The 17,081-nt window shown below is 70.0% G+C and carries 19 protein-coding genes; 8 read left to right on the top strand and 11 right to left on the bottom strand.

What is annotated here, in order from left to right; translation table 11 throughout:
- The first annotated feature begins 54 nt into the window (after positions 1 to 54).
- Positions 55 to 525, top strand: a complete 471-nt coding sequence (locus QWY76_RS12470) for an aminoacyl-tRNA deacylase (RefSeq protein ID WP_290311564.1) — start codon at positions 55 to 57, stop codon at positions 523 to 525.
- A 53-nt stretch (positions 526 to 578) separates the two neighbouring features.
- Here QWY76_RS12470 and QWY76_RS12465 read toward each other — a convergent pair whose 3' ends face one another.
- Positions 579 to 1,775, bottom strand: coding sequence for a methyltransferase (locus QWY76_RS12465; protein ID WP_290311563.1), 1,197 nt, complete (start codon positions 1,773 to 1,775; stop codon positions 579 to 581).
- Positions 1,776 to 1,903: 128 nt separating this feature from the next.
- Between QWY76_RS12465 and QWY76_RS12460 the strand changes: the two genes are divergently transcribed.
- The 3 genes from QWY76_RS12460 to QWY76_RS12450 all read left to right on the top strand — a co-directional run bounded on the left by QWY76_RS12460 (position 1,904) and on the right by QWY76_RS12450 (position 5,594).
- Positions 1,904 to 3,058, top strand: coding sequence for a ChaN family lipoprotein (locus QWY76_RS12460; RefSeq protein ID WP_290311562.1), 1,155 nt, complete (start codon positions 1,904 to 1,906; stop codon positions 3,056 to 3,058).
- A gap of 389 nt (positions 3,059 to 3,447) precedes the next feature.
- A complete protein-coding gene (gene nhaD, locus QWY76_RS12455) occupies positions 3,448 to 4,932 on the top strand; it encodes a sodium:proton antiporter NhaD (RefSeq protein ID WP_290311561.1) in 1,485 nt (494 codons plus the stop codon).
- A gap of 176 nt (positions 4,933 to 5,108) precedes the next feature.
- A complete protein-coding gene (locus tag QWY76_RS12450; protein ID WP_290311560.1) occupies positions 5,109 to 5,594 on the top strand; it encodes an SRPBCC family protein in 486 nt (161 codons plus the stop codon).
- 18 nt (positions 5,595 to 5,612) lie between these two features.
- Here QWY76_RS12450 and QWY76_RS12445 read toward each other — a convergent pair whose 3' ends face one another.
- From QWY76_RS12445 to QWY76_RS12430, 4 genes are all read right to left on the bottom strand, one after another.
- Complete coding sequence (locus QWY76_RS12445) at positions 5,613 to 6,083, bottom strand: GFA family protein (protein WP_290311558.1); 471 nt, start codon at positions 6,081 to 6,083, stop codon at positions 5,613 to 5,615.
- Positions 6,084 to 6,224: 141 nt separating this feature from the next.
- Positions 6,225 to 6,500: a hypothetical protein gene (locus QWY76_RS12440; protein ID WP_290311556.1), complete on the bottom strand. Its 276-nt coding sequence runs from the start codon at positions 6,498 to 6,500 to the stop codon at positions 6,225 to 6,227.
- A gap of 415 nt (positions 6,501 to 6,915) precedes the next feature.
- Entirely contained in the window at positions 6,916 to 7,653 is a 738-nt protein-coding gene (locus QWY76_RS12435) for an aspartate racemase/maleate isomerase family protein (protein WP_290311555.1), read from the bottom strand.
- Between the two features lie 160 nt (positions 7,654 to 7,813).
- Positions 7,814 to 8,812 carry a zinc ABC transporter substrate-binding protein gene (locus QWY76_RS12430; RefSeq protein ID WP_290311554.1) on the bottom strand — a complete coding sequence of 333 codons (999 nt, stop codon included), beginning with the start codon at positions 8,810 to 8,812 and terminating at the stop codon, positions 7,814 to 7,816.
- A 164-nt stretch (positions 8,813 to 8,976) separates the two neighbouring features.
- Between QWY76_RS12430 and QWY76_RS12425 the strand changes: the two genes are divergently transcribed.
- Together QWY76_RS12425 and QWY76_RS12420 are read left to right on the top strand one after the other, a co-directional pair.
- Complete coding sequence (locus QWY76_RS12425) at positions 8,977 to 9,693, top strand: metal ABC transporter ATP-binding protein (RefSeq protein WP_290311553.1); 717 nt, start codon at positions 8,977 to 8,979, stop codon at positions 9,691 to 9,693.
- On the top strand, positions 9,690 to 10,514 hold the full coding sequence (locus tag QWY76_RS12420) for a metal ABC transporter permease (protein WP_290311552.1): 825 nt from the start codon (positions 9,690 to 9,692) through the stop codon (positions 10,512 to 10,514). The genes QWY76_RS12425 and QWY76_RS12420 overlap by 4 nt, the downstream gene beginning before the upstream one ends.
- A gap of 47 nt (positions 10,515 to 10,561) precedes the next feature.
- Here the strand turns inward: QWY76_RS12420 and folE2 are convergent, their stop codons facing one another.
- Entirely contained in the window at positions 10,562 to 11,470 is a 909-nt protein-coding gene (gene folE2 / locus QWY76_RS12415) for a GTP cyclohydrolase FolE2 (RefSeq protein WP_290311551.1), read from the bottom strand.
- A gap of 67 nt (positions 11,471 to 11,537) precedes the next feature.
- Complete coding sequence (locus QWY76_RS12410; protein ID WP_290311550.1) at positions 11,538 to 11,969, bottom strand: TraR/DksA family transcriptional regulator; 432 nt, start codon at positions 11,967 to 11,969, stop codon at positions 11,538 to 11,540.
- A 121-nt stretch (positions 11,970 to 12,090) separates the two neighbouring features.
- Between QWY76_RS12410 and QWY76_RS12405 the strand changes: the two genes are divergently transcribed.
- Entirely contained in the window at positions 12,091 to 12,756 is a 666-nt protein-coding gene (locus QWY76_RS12405) for a DUF1826 domain-containing protein (RefSeq protein ID WP_353960407.1), read from the top strand.
- 9 nt (positions 12,757 to 12,765) lie between these two features.
- On the opposite strand, the gene QWY76_RS12400 is transcribed toward QWY76_RS12405, so the two are convergent.
- The 4 genes from QWY76_RS12400 to QWY76_RS12385 form a co-directional block, all read right to left on the bottom strand.
- A complete protein-coding gene (locus tag QWY76_RS12400; protein WP_290311549.1) occupies positions 12,766 to 13,344 on the bottom strand; it encodes an antibiotic biosynthesis monooxygenase in 579 nt (192 codons plus the stop codon).
- Between the two features lie 37 nt (positions 13,345 to 13,381).
- Positions 13,382 to 14,323 carry a pirin family protein gene (locus QWY76_RS12395; protein WP_290311548.1) on the bottom strand — a complete coding sequence of 314 codons (942 nt, stop codon included), beginning with the start codon at positions 14,321 to 14,323 and terminating at the stop codon, positions 13,382 to 13,384.
- Positions 14,324 to 14,425: 102 nt separating this feature from the next.
- Positions 14,426 to 15,049 (bottom strand): isochorismate family cysteine hydrolase YcaC, encoded by a 624-nt coding sequence (gene ycaC, locus QWY76_RS12390; protein ID WP_290311547.1) that lies wholly within the window; start codon positions 15,047 to 15,049, stop codon positions 14,426 to 14,428.
- A 76-nt stretch (positions 15,050 to 15,125) separates the two neighbouring features.
- A complete protein-coding gene (locus QWY76_RS12385; protein ID WP_290311545.1) occupies positions 15,126 to 15,995 on the bottom strand; it encodes a pirin family protein in 870 nt (289 codons plus the stop codon).
- Between the two features lie 119 nt (positions 15,996 to 16,114).
- Here QWY76_RS12385 and QWY76_RS12380 point away from each other — a divergent pair, with 119 nt between their 5' ends.
- Entirely contained in the window at positions 16,115 to 17,050 is a 936-nt protein-coding gene (locus QWY76_RS12380; protein ID WP_290311544.1) for a LysR substrate-binding domain-containing protein, read from the top strand.
- Positions 17,051 to 17,081: the final 31 nt, after the last annotated feature.

Raw genomic sequence — 17,081 nt, 5'->3', positions numbered from 1 at the left:
AGGGAGACACGCTAACCCGATGTTTCGGCCCCGGTGGCCGAAGGAGGCAACGTCATGGCCATGCCGATGACGATACGGGAATACCTCCGCGCCTGTGATATCGACTACGAGGAAGTTCCCCACCCACGCGAGGTCTCGACCAGCCGCATCGCGCAGATGTCGCATGTCGGCGGCAACCAGATGGCCAAGGCGATCATGCTGCATGGTGACGCCGGCTATCGTGTCGCCGTGGTGCCCAGCACCTGCGATGCCGACCTGGAGAAGCTCTCGCAACTCTTCCACGAGAAGCTGGAACTGGCCTCGGAGGACGAGATCCGGCAGGAGTTCGAGGACTGCGACCCCGGGGCCACCATCGCGGTGGGCCAGGCCTATGGGCTGCAGGTCTATCTCGACGACCAGCTGCGTCACCAGCCGGACATCTACTTCGATGCCGGCGACCACGAGACCCTGGTGCACATGAGCGGCAGCGAGTTCGACCGCCTGATGGCCGACAGCCGCCACGGCGAGTTCAGCCGTCACCACTGACGCCAGGCGTCTCGACCTCGACCGGCCATGCGGATACCCGCATGGCCGGTGTTCTATGGGGGCGTGGCCTCGATCAGCAGGTTGCGCGGGGTGAGATCCCGCTCGCAGAAGGTGGCCAGGGTGACCCGCAAGCCGGCCTCCTCCAGCAGGCGCACGCGGTCCAGCGCCAGCCAGATCTCCAGCGGACGCCGGAACAGGTGGCGCACCAGTTCCAGCCGCGTGACCGCGGCCAGGCGCCGCCAGCCGGCGGCCTCATGGGCGGACCAGTCGAGACCCGCCGGCAGGGCCAGGCCCTTGCGCTGGGCCGCCCAGTGGCAGAAGCCGGCGAAGCCGTCGGGCAGCTTGCCATAGGCCAGGCTGGGCACCGGCAGGTAGGCATCGCGCCGGCGCACTTCCCGCTGCAGCAGGTCGAACCCCAGCCGCCAGGCATTGGCCCGCTCGCGGTGACGGCGCACGCCACGCGGCGCGGTCACCGTTTCCTGCACCGCCATGGCCAGGTCCTCGCGGCGCGGCGTCCAGTCTCCGGCCGCCAGGAGCTCCCGACCCTGGCGGGACAGCGGCCGGTAGTCCGCCGCGGCGGTGCGATGGTAGCAGCAGGGGGCCAGGCTCACCGCGCTACCGATCTCGGCGGCCAGGGTCAGCAGCCGCCCATGCAGGTCGCCACAGGCATGCAGGGCCGCGACCCGCACGCCGGGCGCCAGCCAGCGTGCGGCATCCGGGGCCATCACGTCCTGAGGCTGCAGGCGCACCGCCAGGCCCTGACGGTCGGCCTGTTGCTGGCCCGCCTCGCAGAGGCTCGGCTGCCACTCCAGCCCCGTCACCGAGCGCCGATGCAGCCGTGCCAGGGTACGGCTCAGATGGCCCTTGCCGGCACACCACTCCACCAGCTCACCCTCATCCATGGGCACCCGGGACGCGAAGGCCTGGACCTGTCGCCACTTGCGTGCGCCGATGCCCTCGCCCCAGGCGTCCGGCAGCGGGGCGACGGGCGACGCGCCCGACGGCAGGGCCACCAGCGCGGCCAACTCGTCCACCGGCAACCAGGCCGCCAGCGGCGAGTCCACGAAGGGCGCGGCCTGCAGCCGAGCCACCTCGTCGCCGGGCAGCGCCAGCAGGGTGTCGGCGAGGCCGGCGACGCTACTCCCCCAGGGCATCTCGCGATGCTGGAAGGGCAGCGGGCGCCACAGGGCCTGCCAGTCGGCCAGCAGGGCGGTCAGGCGCTGGAAGCGCTGAGCATGGGACAGGGACATGACGCCTTCCGGGGATGGCTCGCGGGAGGCGCAGGGTAACGCATTCCCCGCCCTGGAGCATGGCCGGCTTTGCTCGCGCCCCGCCTGGAGGTAGGGTGAGAAACCCAGCCCCCCGCGAGGAGCCTCCCATGTCGCGACGCGCCCGTTTCGCCGTCCTCGGGTCCCGCCTGGCCCTGGTGGCGGGGCTCGCCCTGCCCCTCGCCGGCCTGGCCGCGCCCTGCCCGGCACCCGGCCAGTGGCTGGTCGCCGACGGCACACCGGTGGCCACCGACGCGCTGATGCGGGACCTGGCCCGCCAGTCGGTGGTGCTGCTCGGCGAGGAGCATGACCGGCCGGCCCATCATCGCTGGCAGCTGCACACCGTGGCCGGCCTGCATGCCCTGCGCCCCGACCTGGTGATCGGCCTGGAGATGCTGCCCCGGGAGGCCCAGCCGGCCCTGGATGCCTGGGTGAATGGCGAGCTCGACGAGGCCGCCTTCCTCGAGGCCAGCGACTGGGCGACGGCCTGGGGCCTCGACCCGGCCCTCTACCTGCCGATCCTGCACTTCGCCCGCATGCATGGGGTGCCGCTCAAGGCGCTGAACGTCGCCCCCGCCCTGCGTCGCCGGCTGGCCGGCGACGGCTGGGCCTCGGTCCCCGCCGGGGAGCGCTTCGCTATCCCGCCGCCTGCCGCCCCCTCGCCGGCCTATCGTCGCTCCCTGGCCGAGGCCTTCGAGCGGCATGCCGGGGACGACGATCCCGCCGCGCTGGAGCGCTTCGTCGCCGCCCAACTGGTCTGGGACCGAGCCATGGCCAGCGCCCTGGCCGCAGTGGCCGAGGACGGCCCCCTGGTGGTGGGCCTGATGGGCCTTCGGCACCTGGCCCATGGCCATGGCGTGCCCCACCAGTTGGCCGACCTGGGCGTGACCGATCAGCGGAGCCTGATGCCGCGCCCGCGGCAAGCGGACTGCCAGGCGCCGCCCGAGGGACTGGCCGATGGCTATTTCACCCTCGGCGACGAGGCCCCCTTCGCGGCCCCGGTACCGCCACGCCTCGGCGTGATGATCGGCCCCCACCCGGCCGGGGTGGTGATCCAATCGGTCGAACCGGACTCGGTGGCCGCGGCGGCCGGCCTGCGGGAAGGCGACGTGATCCTCGCCGCGGCGGGTCGGCCGCTGGACGCTCCGGCGGAGCTGTCCGCCCGGGTCCGCGAGCAACCTCCGGGGACGCTACTGCCCCTGGAGATCCGTCGCGACGGCGACGTCCGGGAGGTGCTGGCCCGCTTCCCGGCCACGGCACCATGACGCACTGGCGCCCTGCGCCACCCTGGCCGGCACCGCGATGTGGTCCGGTATGCCGGCGGCGAGACGCGGGTGGCAGGCACCTGGCCGGCGCCTCCGACCAGCCTCCACATTCGCCTCGGCGCGCCCGCCACGTTCGGCAACGAGGGTCCCCTGGGCCCGCCCCCGCGCCCCGTCCTTCCTTAAGAAAGCCTTAAGCCTTTTCCTTCAGACTGCCGCCGCCTCGCAGGCCCGACGGGGCAGGAGACTGAAACCTACGGGACGGGAAAGCCCGTCGATGGCGAGATTTCATAAGCCGATCCAGCCGACCAAATAGTGATATCTCCGGCCCTGATGTAGAATCTTCTGCGCTTTCCACCCCCTCCCCCATCTTTCCCAGGATGTTTCCGTTCATGCTGACACACCGACATTCCTCCCACTGGCTCCGGCACAGCGCCCGATGGCCAGGGCTTCTCGTGCTCATCGTTCTGGCGCTGTTCAGCCCACCGCTGCTGGCCGCCGGCGCCGGCGAACTCGACCTGACCTATTCGCTGAGCGGCTTCACCGCGGTGATGCTGTTCCTCGTCGCCTACGGCCTGGTGATGGCCGAGGAACAGCTGCACATGCGCAAGTCGAAGCCCGTGCTCGTGGCGGCGGGCCTTATCTGGATGTTGATCGGTTGGATCTATGTCCAGGAAGGCCTGCCGGACGCCGTCGAGCACGCCTTCAGCGAGACCCTGCTCGAGTACACCGAGCTGCTGCTCTTCCTGCTGGTGGCGATGACCTACGTCAACGCCATGGAGGAGCGCCGGGTCTTCGACAAGCTGCGCGCCTGGATGGTGGAAACGGGCTTCAGTTACCGCTCGCTGTTCTGGATCACCGGCGTGCTGGCCTTCTGGATCTCGACCGTCGCCAACAACCTGACCACCGCCATGCTGATGTGCGCGGTGGTGCTCAAGGTGGCCGAGGGCGACAAGCGCTTCATCAACCTGTGCTGCGTCAATATCGTGGTGGCCTCGAACGCTGGCGGCGCCTTCAGCCCCTTCGGCGACATCACCACCCTGATGGTATGGCAGGCCAAGCTCGTGGAATTCCAGGAATTCTTCGAGCTGCTCGGGCCGTCGCTGGTCAATTACCTGCTGCCGGCCCTGGTGATGAGCGCCTTCATCAAGAACCGCAAGCCCGGCTCCCTCGAGGAGGTGGTCTGGCTCAAGCGGGGCGCCCGGCGCATCGTCTGCCTGTTCCTGCTCACGGTGGTGATCGCCGTGCTCTGCCATACCGTGCTGAACCTGCCGCCGGCCCTGGGCATGATGATGGGCCTCGGCTTCCTGCAGTTCTTCGGCTACTACCTGCGCCGCAGCCTGCCGCGCTCCCTGGCGCGCAAGCGCACCCGCTACAGCCAGCGCGGTGACTGGCGCAAGCTCGAGTCGCTGGGCAGCGTGGTGCCCTTCGACGTCTTCACGCGTATCGCCCGTTCCGAGTGGGATACCCTGCTGTTCTTCTACGGCGTGGTGATGGCGGTGGGCGGCCTGGGCTTCATGGGCTATCTGGCGCTGCTGTCCCAGACCCTCTATGCCGGCTGGGATCCCACCTGGGCCAACGTGGTACTGGGCATGGTCTCGGCGGTGGTCGACAACATCCCGGTGATGTTCGCGGTCATTTCCATGGAGCCGGACATGTCCATGGGCAACTGGCTGCTGATCACCCTCACCGCCGGTGTCGGCGGCAGCCTGCTCTCCGTGGGTTCCGCGGCCGGGGTGGCGCTGATGGGCCAGGCCCGGGGCATCTACACCTTCGGCGGCCACCTGCGCTGGGCCCCGGTCATCGCCCTGGGCTATGTCGGCAGCGTGCTCATGCACCTGTGGCTCAATGCCGAGAGCTTCAACGTCTTCCACTGATCCTGCCCCGCCCGGCGCCTCGCCGCCGGGCCCGCCATGGCCCGTCACCGCGGGCCATCGCTGCCTCTCCCGGCGCTGTCGCTGACGGCGACGCCCGCATCCACCGGCCCGGGGACGGTGACGGCACTGCTATGCTGTTCGGCAAGCACAGCCAGAACCGCTCCGGCCCCCGACCCATGACACTCTACCGTTTCATCACCTGCTGGCGGCTCGAGGCGCCGATCGACCGGGTCTACCGAGCCTTGAGCCACCCGGACCAGTGGCCGGGCTGGTGGCCGGGGCTGGTCGAGGTGGAACCCCTGGCCCGGGGCGACCGTCGGGGCATCGGCAGCCGCTACCGCTATACCTGGCGGAGTCGCCTGGGCTACCGATTGTGCTTCGCGATCCGCGTGACCCGGGTGCGCCCGCCCACGCTGATCGAGGCCGAGGCCCGGGGGGACCTGGAGGGCGTGGGACGCTGGGAACTCCGCGAGACGGAAGACGGCACCGAGGTTCGCTACCACTGGCAGGTGCGCACCCGCCGGCGCTGGATGAACCTGCTCGCCCCCCTCGCCCGCCCCCTCTTCACCTGGAGCCATCACGCCATGATGCGACGAGGCGCGCTCGGTCTGGCCGGCTTCCTGCGGGTCCGGCTGCTGACCAGCGCCCCGGCTCGGGAGTGACGCGCGTGACGGATCGGTTCAGCGCCTCAGGCCGAGGCGCTCATGCCATGCGGCGATGCTCTCGTCCGGATAGCCGGTGAAGCACTTGTCGGTGTCCCTGGCCTCGAGCTCCACCCAGCTCGGCTTGCTCGCCAGCATCAGGTGCACCCGTTCGGGCGGCACCGGCAGCTCGGTATCGATGGCCGAGGCGAAGGGATGCACCAGCTCGGGCCAATCCGGATCATAGACCCAGAGGGCGCTGCCGCAGCGCGCGCAGAAGTGCCGTTCACCGCGGCTGGTCACGCCATCGATCACCGCGTGGTAGATCGAGGTGAAGGCCTCGCCCTGCACCTCCAGCGTCTCCGCCCGGCCGCTCAGGTTGATGGCGTAGCCGCCCCCGCCGGCCGTCTTGCGACAGATCGAGCAGTAGCAGCGATTGAAGGGATAAGGATGCGGTGATTCCACGCGAAAGGTGACCGCCCGGCAGTGACAGGATCCCTCGAGCAGCATGGTGGCTTCCTCCGATGCCGATGATGCTCCCCAGCCTAGATCGCGTGGCTCGCTCTGCAAGCCAGGCGGGCGAGGCCGAGCGGCATCGCCAACGAAAGGGCCGGGGCGCGAGGCCCCGGCCCGGGACATGCTGCCACCGACTCACCGCCACCAGGGGTTCGCTTCCCTGACGCTGCGCCCCTGCAACTGGGGCTGGTCCCGGAGGACCGTCGCCTTGTGCAGGTGTGCACTGCGTTGTTCCCAGTAAGCGGAATCGTTGGCCAGGACCGGACGCTCACCGGCCTGCATCATGCTGGTACCACCGCCGGCGTGGAGACCGTCTCTGTGCTGCTGCAATGCCGACGAATCCATGGCCAGCGCCGATGCGGAGGTCAGCATGCACAGGACGAACGAGGTCGTAAGAATCGTGCGTTTCATGGGACACCTCGAACTGCCGTGAAGCCATCAATGCCGTTCCGCGGATCGCCCGACCCACCGGGTCACGGCCATCCACGGACAACCCTGCCAGATCCGGCCGGTCCTGGTGTGAGAGAGAAGAGGAATCGCATGAAGAAGATGAGGTCGCACATGGGGTACATAGACCCAGGTTCTTTGCGCTTAGCCTTCTGGCCGCCCGGGTGGGCGTCCGGCCTGGCCTATTCACTATAGTCCCCGGCGGGGCCGAGGGTATCGGCAACCCAAGGGAAAAGACGGTGGCCGATGCAAAATCAGGCTTTCGACTGCCGAGAGACCCGGCCATGGGTCGGCGACCTCGATGGGCGCGCTGTGCTCGGGACCGAGCGGCCGGGACCGCCTTGGGCAGGCCCCTGGGCACCCACCGATACCCGCAGGGTTAGCGTGCCGCCGCCAGATCACCGAGCAGGCTCGGTGGACAGGCGGGCCAGCCAAGGCGCCTGAGCCCCGCCCAGAGGCTGACCTGGTTGGCGGTCAGCACCACGCTGCCGGCCTCGCGGCCCAGCGCCGCCAGCCGGGCGAGACTGTCGACGGCGGTGTCGGGCACCAGCAGGGGCCTAGAGGTATCGGGATGCTGGTCGCGGAAGCGGCGGATCTCCGCCAGGAGATCGGCCCGGTGCGAATCGGCGGCATAGGGACAGTCCAGCGCCTTGGCATGGTGCACCGTGACGCCCCCCTCACGCAGGAAGCTCACCAGCCGCAGCGTCACGTCATCGGGATAGGGGCTCAGCAGGTCGACGTGGTCGCGCCCCAACGCCTCGAGGGCCTCGAGGAAGGCCAGCGCCGTGCTCGTGACCGGCACGCCCACTGCGGCCTGCAGCGCGGCGGCCTGCTGCCGGGCCCAGTCCAGGCCACCGACGAAGCTGGCGCTGGTACAGGCCCAGACCACCGCCTGGGCGCCCTGCCCCACCAGCGCGGTCCCCACCGGGGCGAGCCGTTCGGGGGCGCCGAGGGCCAACAGTGCGGCCGGGGTATGGTGGCCATCGCTGGGAATCCCGCCGATCTCGAGGCGGGGCAGTCGCTCGGCGTCGGGCCCTGTCGTCCCCAGGCTGTACCACTCGTAGTCATCCGGGCCATCATCGGGCAGCAGGATACCCAGGCGGTGCTCCGGCGTCATGGTCGGCCTCTTTCGGTCACAACGGAACGCTTCGATCTCGTCTGACCTTACGCTGGCACATGGCATGTCCCTGGGCAATGCCGTCGGTCACGCAACGCCAACCTTCTCGATGCTTTCCGTCGTCTGGAGCGAGGCAACACCTCCTGGGGGCGAGCCGGCATCAGTCTGCCGCGCAACGTGCCACGCCCTCCGCCAGGTCGCGGACGACGCCGGCATAGAGGTCGGGACCGGGGGTGTGGCCCACGCCCAGGGGGTCGATGACCACCGAGGTGTCTACCTCCATGTCGCCGAAGACGCTGCGTACCAGCTCGGGGTTGTACTGAGGTTCGGAGAACACGCAGTCGATGTCGAGCGTCTCGACACGACTCTGGATTTCCCTCACCCGCGCCGGGCTCGGATCGGAGGCGTCCCCCAAGGAGATGGCGCCGGCGGCCGGCACGCCGAAGCGGCGCTCGAAGTACTGGTAGGCGTCGTGGAAGACGATGAAACGGGCCTCTCCGGCCGACGCCAGGCGCTCCTCGACCTCCTCGATCAGCCGCTCCAGGTCGGCCTGGCCCTGCCGCGCGTTCGCCCGATAGATCGCCGCATGCGACGGGTCCGCCTCGGCCAGCGTCTCGGCCATCACCCCCAGCCAGACCTGGGCGTTGCGGGGATCGAGCCAGGCATGGGGATCGCGGCCGTCGTGGCCATGCTGACGGCCGCCCTCGGCCTGATGGTCATGGTCATGGTCATGGTCATGGTCATGGTCGTCGGTATCGTGGTGACCAGGCCCCGGTTCCTCGCCATGCTCATGGGCCTCGAAGGTGGCCCCGTGGCGGTAGTCATGGCGGACCAGGCCGGGCACGTCCAGCAGCTCGACGGTGGTGGCGTCACCGGCCAATGACGCGAGCGAGCGCTCGAGCCAGGGCGTCAGCGACTCCCCGACCCAGAACACCACCTCGGCCCGGTCCAGGCTGGCGGCCTCGGAGGGGCGCATGGAATAGCCATGGGGCGAGGCGCCGGGCCGGATGACCAGCTCGGGCGTGCCAAGCTCCCCCATGACCCGGGAGGCCAGGGCATGCACCGGCGGGATGTCCACCGCTACCGTGGGGACCTCGGCGGCCGCGAGAGTCGGGATGGCAAGCAACGAGAGCAGCAACGGGCGCGTGCTGGGGGGCATGACAGGTCTCCTTGGTGTAGGTCCTTTATGGGAAGCAACAAAATGTTATAACATAACAATAATAGCAAGCCCCACGAACGCGGAGCCACACCATGGCGAGTCGACCTGCCGAGACCGGCACCCTCATCCAGCGTCCAGTGCACGACGCGGGCCAGGAGGTTTCCATGCCCCTGCTGACCCTGCACGACATCGGCGTCACCCGGCGCGGCAACACCATCCTGACGGGCATCGACCTGGCCCTGCAGGCAGGCGAGATCGTGACCGTCGTGGGACCGAACGGCTCGGGCAAGACCACCCTGTTGCGGGTGATCATCGGTGCCCTGACGCCGACCCGGGGCGAGATCGAGCACCGCCAGGCGCTGACCCTCGGCTATGTGCCGCAACGCCTGCACATCGATCCGACGCTGCCCATGACCGTGGCCCGCTTCATGGCCCTGCCCCGGCGCCGGCCCGCCGATGCCCTGTACCGGGCACTCGAGCAGGCCGGCGCCGAGGGGCTGGCCGACCGACAGATGGCCACGCTCTCGGGGGGCCAGTTCCAGCGCGTGCTGCTGGCCCGCGCCCTGCTCGGGCGGCCCGACCTGCTGATCCTCGACGAGGCCAACCAGGGGCTCGACCATCGCGCCACGGCGGCCTTCTATCGCCAGATCGACCGCGTGCGCCGGGAGCTCGGCTGCAGCGTGCTGATGGTCAGCCACGAGCTGCACGTGGTGATGAAGGCCTCGGACCGGGTGATCTGCCTCAACGGCCACATCTGCTGCCAGGGCCGGCCCGAGGCGGTGGCCGGCTCTCCGGCCTACCGCGACCTGCTGGGCGTCGAAGAACGGGACGCGGTGGCCTTCTACCGACACGATCATGACCTCGCGGAGGCCTTGCCATGATGCTCGACGATTTCCTGGTCCGCGCGGCCCTGGGCGGTACCGGCGTGGCCCTGGCGGCCGCGCCGCTGGGCTGCTTCGTGGTCTGGCGACGCATGGCCTATTTCGGCGACGCCACCGCCCATGCGGCCATCCTCGGGGTGGCGCTCTCCCTGGTGCTGTCCACCTCGCTGTTCGCCGGGGTGCTGACGGTCTCCTTGCTGATGGCGATGACCGTGTCGGTGCTGAGCGGCCGGGGCTACGCCATGGATACCCTGCTGGGCGTCACGGCTCACTCGGCGCTGGCCTTCGGGCTGGTGGCGGTGTCCTTCGTGTCGGGCGTGCGCCTCGACCTCATGGGCTATCTCGTCGGCGATATCCTGGCCGTGAGCCGGGCGGACCTGGCGATCATCTGGGGCGGCGCGCTGCTGGTGCTGGCCTTGCTCGGCCTGCGCTGGTCGGCCCTGCTGACCGCCACCCTGAGCCCGGACCTGGCCCATGCCGGCGGCATCGACCCGAAGCGCGAGCAACTGGTGCTCACGCTGTGCCTGGCGATGGTGGTGGCCGTGGCCATCAAGGTGGTGGGCGTGCTGCTGATCGCCGCCTTGCTGATCATCCCCGCCGCCGCGGCCCGGCCCTTCAGCCATACCCCGGAACGCATGGTGCTGGTCGCGGCGGCGATCGGCGTCCTCTCGGCCAACGGCGGCCTGGCCACCGCCTATCGCCTGGACACTCCCACCGGCCCCACCATCGTCTGCCTGGCGACGCTGCTGTTCCTGGCGGCCAGCCTGGCCGGCCGGCGGCTCGGGCCCACGGCCCCGCGGGCCACCGGGCCACGCCAATAGGCGGGCGAGCTTTCGCGTCGCGCCCTCTCGGCCGGTGGAGCGAGGCGTCAGATCGGCCCTGCCTCGCGCCAGTTCCACTGGCTGCGCGCCACGGCGTCATGGGCGTGCAGGCTCTCGGCGTGCACCACCCGCAGCCGGAAGCCGATCACGCCGGGCTGATCGCGCAGGACGCGATCCAGCCGACGGGCGGCGTCCTCGCAGAACATCAGGTTCTGGCCGTTGGCCAGGGCGAAGGCCTGCTCGTCGACCCGCTTGACCGCCGTCTGCAGGGCGGTGCCCAGGGCGCTCTCCACCCGGTCGATGACCTCGACCACGGGCAGGGTCTCGGTCTCGGGATCCAGCCGCAGCTGGAGATGTGCCTGGCTGCGCTGACTGTGCGGCGTGGCGACGATGCCCTGCTCGCTGCCCAGCCAGGCCCGCACGGCCTCGCGGTCAACGGCCTGCCCCTCGGCGAAGTCGCGGTCGAAGCCTTCCTGGATGAGCTGGCGCGCCAGGGCCGCGGAGCAGGGACAGGTCGAGGAGTAGCCGATGGCGAGCTCCAGCCGCGCCTCGACCCCCTCATGGGTGAGGCGACTGCGGACGGCCAGGGGGTAGGCCTTCCAGCCCGCCAGGGGGCTGACCAGGGCGGGCCGGCGCAGCAGGACATCCCCCTGGAGATCGAGGAAGGCGCCCTGCGAGAGCCCGTGGTGGCTGTCGAGGAAATGCGCCAGCACCTCGCGCAACCGGGTCGGGGTGAGGTCCTGGCCCGCCAGGCGCTCGAGGGCCAGGTAGAGCCGCGACATGTGGATGCCCCGGGCCCCGGGGTCGTCCAGACTGACGCCCGCATCGGCCCGCCCCGCCATGGGCTGCCCGGCCACCCGCAGCGGCAGGTCGATGCCCTCCATGCCGACCCAGGCCAGGCTGGCGGGCTGATGGGCGCTGCCCTCGGCGATGTCGATGAGTGAGGTATGCGTCATGCGTCCTGGTCCTCGGCAACCTGGGGAGCGAAGTCGGCGAAGGGGTCGGGCAGGGACTGAGACTGGCTCATCGGGTGTCTCCTCTCGCCTTGTGATAATGGTGTTCCCGCTGTTCCTGACGCGCCTTGGCCTCGACGCAGAGCCGCGCCGTGGGACGAAACATCAAGCGGGCCAGGCCGATCGGCAGGCCCGTTTCCTCGCAAAAGCCGTACTCGCCCTCGTCGAGGCGTCGCAGTGACGCCTCGATGTTGCGCAACAGGCGTGTCTCACGATCCGCCTGACGCAGCGACAAGCGGATCTCTTCCTCACTGGCGGCCTGATCGAGCTCATCGCCGCCACGCTCATGGTGGGCGATCGACTCGCGCACCTCCTGGAGGCGCGCCTCGATGATCCCGCGCTCGTCGAGCAGACGGCAGCGAAAGAAGGCCCGCTGCTCGTCGTCCATGTAGGCCTCGTCGGGCATCGCCAGCAGGCGACGCTCCTCTGCGCTGTACGCCATCTCGGGGGCTCTCCTGAGCCGCGGGGTGGGATGCGGCTTCAAGCGGCGAAAAAGATACGTTATAACATATCAAACATGCAAGTCACCCGGTCGCTCCGGTGACGCCACCGAGGAGTTCCCGATGCCGATGACCGCCGCCGTCTCGTCCCTTTCCGTTTCCCCCGCCGCGGCCACTCACTGGGCCGAGGGAGGCGGCATCGAGGTGCTGCCGCGCATCTTCGAGGACGCCATCACCCTGGCCGTGCTGCGCCGTCCGCTACCCTACGATGTGCTGGCCGGCGCCCTGGCCCAGACGCAGGCCAGGCATCCCCTGTCCTTCGCCTGGCGGGGCGAACCCGGCGACGCCTTGCGTGCCGCGCTGCGGGAGGCGCTGCACTGCCCCGTTGTCTGCGGCCCCCTGGTGGAGGACATCCAGACCCTGGCCGAGGCCATGGCGTTCCTGTTCGACACCGATGAGGTGGGCCTGCGGCTGCGCCGGCTGGACGCGCCCATGTGCCCGCGCTTCCATTGCGACAACCTGCCGGTACGCCTGGTGACCACCTACCTGGGCCCGGGCAGCGAGTGGCTCCCCGAGACGGCAGTCGACCGCGCCGGCCTCGGCGCCCCGCATCCCGACAAGCCGGCCATCGTCCTCGCGGATGCCGCCATCCAGCGATTGGAGGCCGGCGACGTGGCCCTGCTCAAGGGCAGCGGCTGGATCGGCAACGAGGAGCGCGGGCTGGTGCACCGCAGCCCGGCGATGGACTCGAGCCAGCAGCGGCTGCTGCTGACCATCGACCCCGCCTGAGGGAAGGCCCTACTCGAACATCCAGTGGGCCACCAGGCGCACCACCCGGGGCATGACCAGGTAGACCACCAGGGCCACCACGGTGGCGGCGACGAGGCCGTGGCGCAGCCCCCAGGTATCGAGCAGGGGAAACACGGAGAAGACCGGCCGCCAGAGCAGCGGCACCAGCATGGTCAACGGCCAGATCACCGCGGTGGTGACCAGCCATTGCTTCCAGCGCACGGGCTGCTTGCTGGTGGCCGTCGGCGGCGTGAACCAGTAGTCGATACCGGAAAGGATCTCGACCGCCTCCTCCTGCTGCAGGGCATCGCGGATATCCTCCAGCAGCTCGCGGCGCTCGTCGGAGGCGCGCCAGCGCTCCGCCTGGGCCTCGGAGGCGAAGCGCACCGCGATCTCGTAGTCCTGGCCACCCTCGGGGGGCCTGAGGATATGCACGCCCTGGTGGCCGGCATAACCAGAGGCGGCCGCGATGATCCGGCGCAGCCAGGCCTCGTAACGCTCCCTGGCCTCGGGGCGCACCCGATGATGGATGCGGATGGTGACGCCATCGCCGCCCGACGATGGCGCCGCGGAGTGGAGCTCGGCCATGCGCTGTCCTTCGCGGTGGGGGAAGCCTGGCGTCTGGCTATGCCTGCCAGGGCAGCGGCGGCGGCATCAGGGGCTCGCCGTCGTAGTCGGGAATGCGGCCGAAGCGCTCGCTGCCGGCTTCCCAGTCGCGCTGCGCCTCGGCGATCTCGGCCTTGCTGTGGCCGACGAGGTTCCACCAGATCAGGATCTCCTCGCCCAGCGGCTCGCCGCCGATCAGGATGGCCCGGCCGCCCTCGGGCAGGTCGAGGCTGACCTCGTCACGGCCGCGCCCCAGATAGGCCAGTTCGTTGGTGGCGAAGCGGTCCCCCTCGATGGCCAGCTCGCCCTCCAGGGGCAGCACGCCGTACTCGAAGTCCTGGCGCAGCGTCAGCCGCAGGCGGCTCGCCTCCCGGCTTACGAGATCCAGGCCCACCAGCGGCGAGAAGGCCAGGGTCGGCGCCCGCCGGCCGGCGAACTCGCCGGTGAGCAGGGTGAAGGCGACGCCCTGCTCTTCCCAGGACGGCAGGTCGGGATAGTGATCGAAGCGCGGATCGGTGCGGCGGTCCGCCTCGGGCAGGGCGATCCATAGCTGGGCGGCATGCAGTTGGCTCTCGCCGGGCACCGATTCCTCGGTGTGGCTGATGCCGCGTCCGGCGGTCATCAGGTTGACCTGGCCGGGGCGGATCACCTGCCGGTTGCCCAGGCTGTCGCGGTGCAGCACCTCGCCCGCGATCATCCAGGTGAAGGTCTGCAGGCCGATATGCGGGTGGGGCCCGACCCGCAGGCCGCGGGAGTCGCCCTTGAAGACGGCCGGGCCGGCATGGTCGAGGAAGCACCAGGCGCCCACCAGGCGCCGCTGTCGCGAGGGCAGTACCCGGTTGACGGGGATGCCGCCGACATCGGCGGTGCGCGGCGTCACGTGCTGGACCAGGCGCTTGCCCTCGACGACCGGGCAGTCCAGCGACGAGGCCAGGTCGCGATCATCGACGAGTGTGCTCATGGGAATATCCTTTCGAAAGAAGCGAACGGGGCTCGGCCCCGCGGGGAGCGCCTTCAGCATAGGCGGTCCAGGGGGTGGCCGCGCGGGCCGAGCCGAGCGCGCTTAGCCCTGACTCTGCTGAGAGTAGCTCTGCATCAGGTTGGCATAGGCCGGCAGGTGGCCGGCCAGCAGGCCGCCGAAGCCTTCGATGTCGTTGCGCCAGTCACGATGCAACTCGCAGCCGACGCCGAACCAGGTCATCAGTTGGGCACCGGCCCGGGACATGCGATCCCAGGCGGCGTCTCGGGTGATCGGGTTGAAGGTGCCGGAGGCATCGGTGACCACGAACACCTCGAACCCCTCCTCCAGGGCGGAGAGCGCCGGGAAGGCCACGCAGACCTCGGTGACCACGCCGGCGATCAGCAGCTGCTTCTTGCCGGTGGCCTTGACCGCGGCGACGAAGTCCTCGTTGTCCCAGGCGTTGATCTGGCCCGGACGGGCGAAGTAGGGCGCGTCGGGGAATGCCTCCTTGAGTTCCGGCACCATGGGCCCGTTGGGGCCATCCTCGAAGCTGGTGGTGAGGATGGTGGGGATGTCGAAGAACCTGGCGATATCGGCGAGCGCCAGCACGTTGTTCTTGAACTCGTCCGGAGCGTAGTCGCGTACCAGGGACAGCAGGCCGGCCTGATGGTCGACCATCAGCAGGGCCACGTCATCCTTGTCCAGGCGGTGGTAGGTAAAGGACATGGTGGGTCTCCTTTCATCGGGTTGGGAAGGCCCGGCAGCCCAGCTGCCGGGCAAGCACGCCAGCGGACATCTGCCGCTAGCCGTTCAGGGCGCCGTACTTCCCGCGCTGGAAGTCGGCGAAGGCCTGGTGGATCTGCTCCACGCTGTTCATCACGAAGGGCCCGTGGCCGACGACCGGCTCCTCGATGGGCTCGCCGCTGAGCAGCAGCAGCCTGGCGCCGTTGTTGGCCTCCAGGTGCACTTCCTCGCCGCGACGCTCGAAGGCCACCACGGCCTCGTCGCGCACGACGGTCTCGCCATTGACCTGGACGGTGCCCTCCAGCACCACCAGCAGGGTGGTATGGCCCTCCGGGACGGGCAGCACGGCGTCCCGTCCCGCGGCCAGCCGGAGGTCCCACAGGTTGATCGGCGTGAAGGTGCGGGCCGGTCCCGCGTGGCCACGATAGGTTCCCGCCACCACGCGCACCCGACCGGCCTCGTCATCCAGCGCCACGCTGGGAATCTCGGCGTCGAGCAGCGTCTGGTAGGCCGCCGGGGCGTCCTTGTCGCGAGCGGGCAGGTTGATCCAGAGCTGCACCATCTCCAGGGTGCCGCCTCGCTCGGTGAAGGCCCGGGAGTGGAACTCCTCGTGGACGATGCCGGCGCCGGCGGTCATCCACTGCACGTCCCCCTCGCCGATCCTGCCGCCGCTGCCGGTGGAGTCGCGGTGCTCGAGTTCGCCCGCGTAGACCAGGGTCACCGTCTCGAAGCCGCGGTGGGGATGCTGCCCCACGCCGCGCGGTCGCCTGGCCGGCCTGAAGGTGTGGGGACCGGCGTGATCCAGCATCAGGAAGGGGCTGATGTGCTCGGCGCCCATGCGCTCATAGGTGAACAGGGAACGCACGGGGAAGCCGTCACCGACCCAGTGGCCGTGGGGGGCGCCGTATACCGCCTGGATCTGTTTCATGGTCGGGCTCCTGTTGGCAGGGAGGGCGCGAGGGCCCCGATGCAGAAAGCCTAGATAAGGAACGCTTCCCGCAGTAGATGGTATGATTCGGACGGACCGTTCCACTCACAGGACGACCGATGCGGGACCTCAACGACCTCTTCTACTTCGTTCAGGTGGTGGATCACGGCGGCTTCGCGCCCGCCGGCCGGGCCCTGGGCATCCCCAAGTCCAAGCTGAGCCGGCGCATCGGCCAGCTGGAGGAGCGCCTGGCGACCCGGCTGCTCCAGCGTTCGACCCGGCATGTCTCGGTGACCGAGCTCGGTCAGGCCTACTACCGCCACTGCGTGGCGATGCTGGTGGAAGCGGAAGCCGCCGAGGAGCTGATCGCGCACCACCGCGCCGAGCCGCAGGGCACCGTACGGCTGAGCTGCTCCCCCAGCGTGCTGCACTACCTGATCACCCCCCTGCTGGTCCGCTTCATGGCCCAGTGCCCGAAGGTGGAGGTGAGGGTCGAGGCCACCAGCCGGCGCGTCGACGTGATCAGGGAAGGCTTCGACATGGCGATCCGCATCCGCTTCCCGCCGCTGGAGGACAGCGACCTGACCATGAAGGTCCTGTCGCGCAGCCCCCAGCGGCTGGTGGCGGCCTCCGGCCTGTTCGAGGCCCACCCGCTGCCCCGCACGCCCGCCGACCTGTGCCGGCTGCCCAGTCTGGATTTCGAGCAATACGACAGGCAGCACGTCTGGGACCTGGTGGGCCCCGAGGGCGCCACCGCCCAGGTTCACCATCGGCCGCGCCTGGTGACGGACAGCGCCGAGACGCTGCATGAGGCGGCCCTGGCCGGGATGGGCGTGGTCAAGCTGGGCCTGCTGGTCGCCGGGCATGACCTCCAGGCCGGCCGACTGGTCGACGTGCTGCCGGGCTGGGAACCCCGCGGCGGCATCCTGCATGCCGTCTATCCCTCGCGTCGCTGCCTGCTGCCCTCGGTGCGGGCGCTGCTGGACTTCCTCGCCGCGGCGATCGCGGAGGAGGATGTCACGTCACGCGCCGCCCTGCCGAGCGACGCAAGGTGACGGGCCGACCGGGCAACCTGCCGGCCCTCGA

Origin of the sequence: Halomonas maura (genome assembly GCF_030409305.1) — a bacterium.
Classification (GTDB): domain Bacteria; phylum Pseudomonadota; class Gammaproteobacteria; order Pseudomonadales; family Halomonadaceae; genus Halomonas; species Halomonas maura.
Note: the sequence above shows the minus strand (reverse complement) of the source record. Positions and strands in the feature narration are given on the sequence as shown.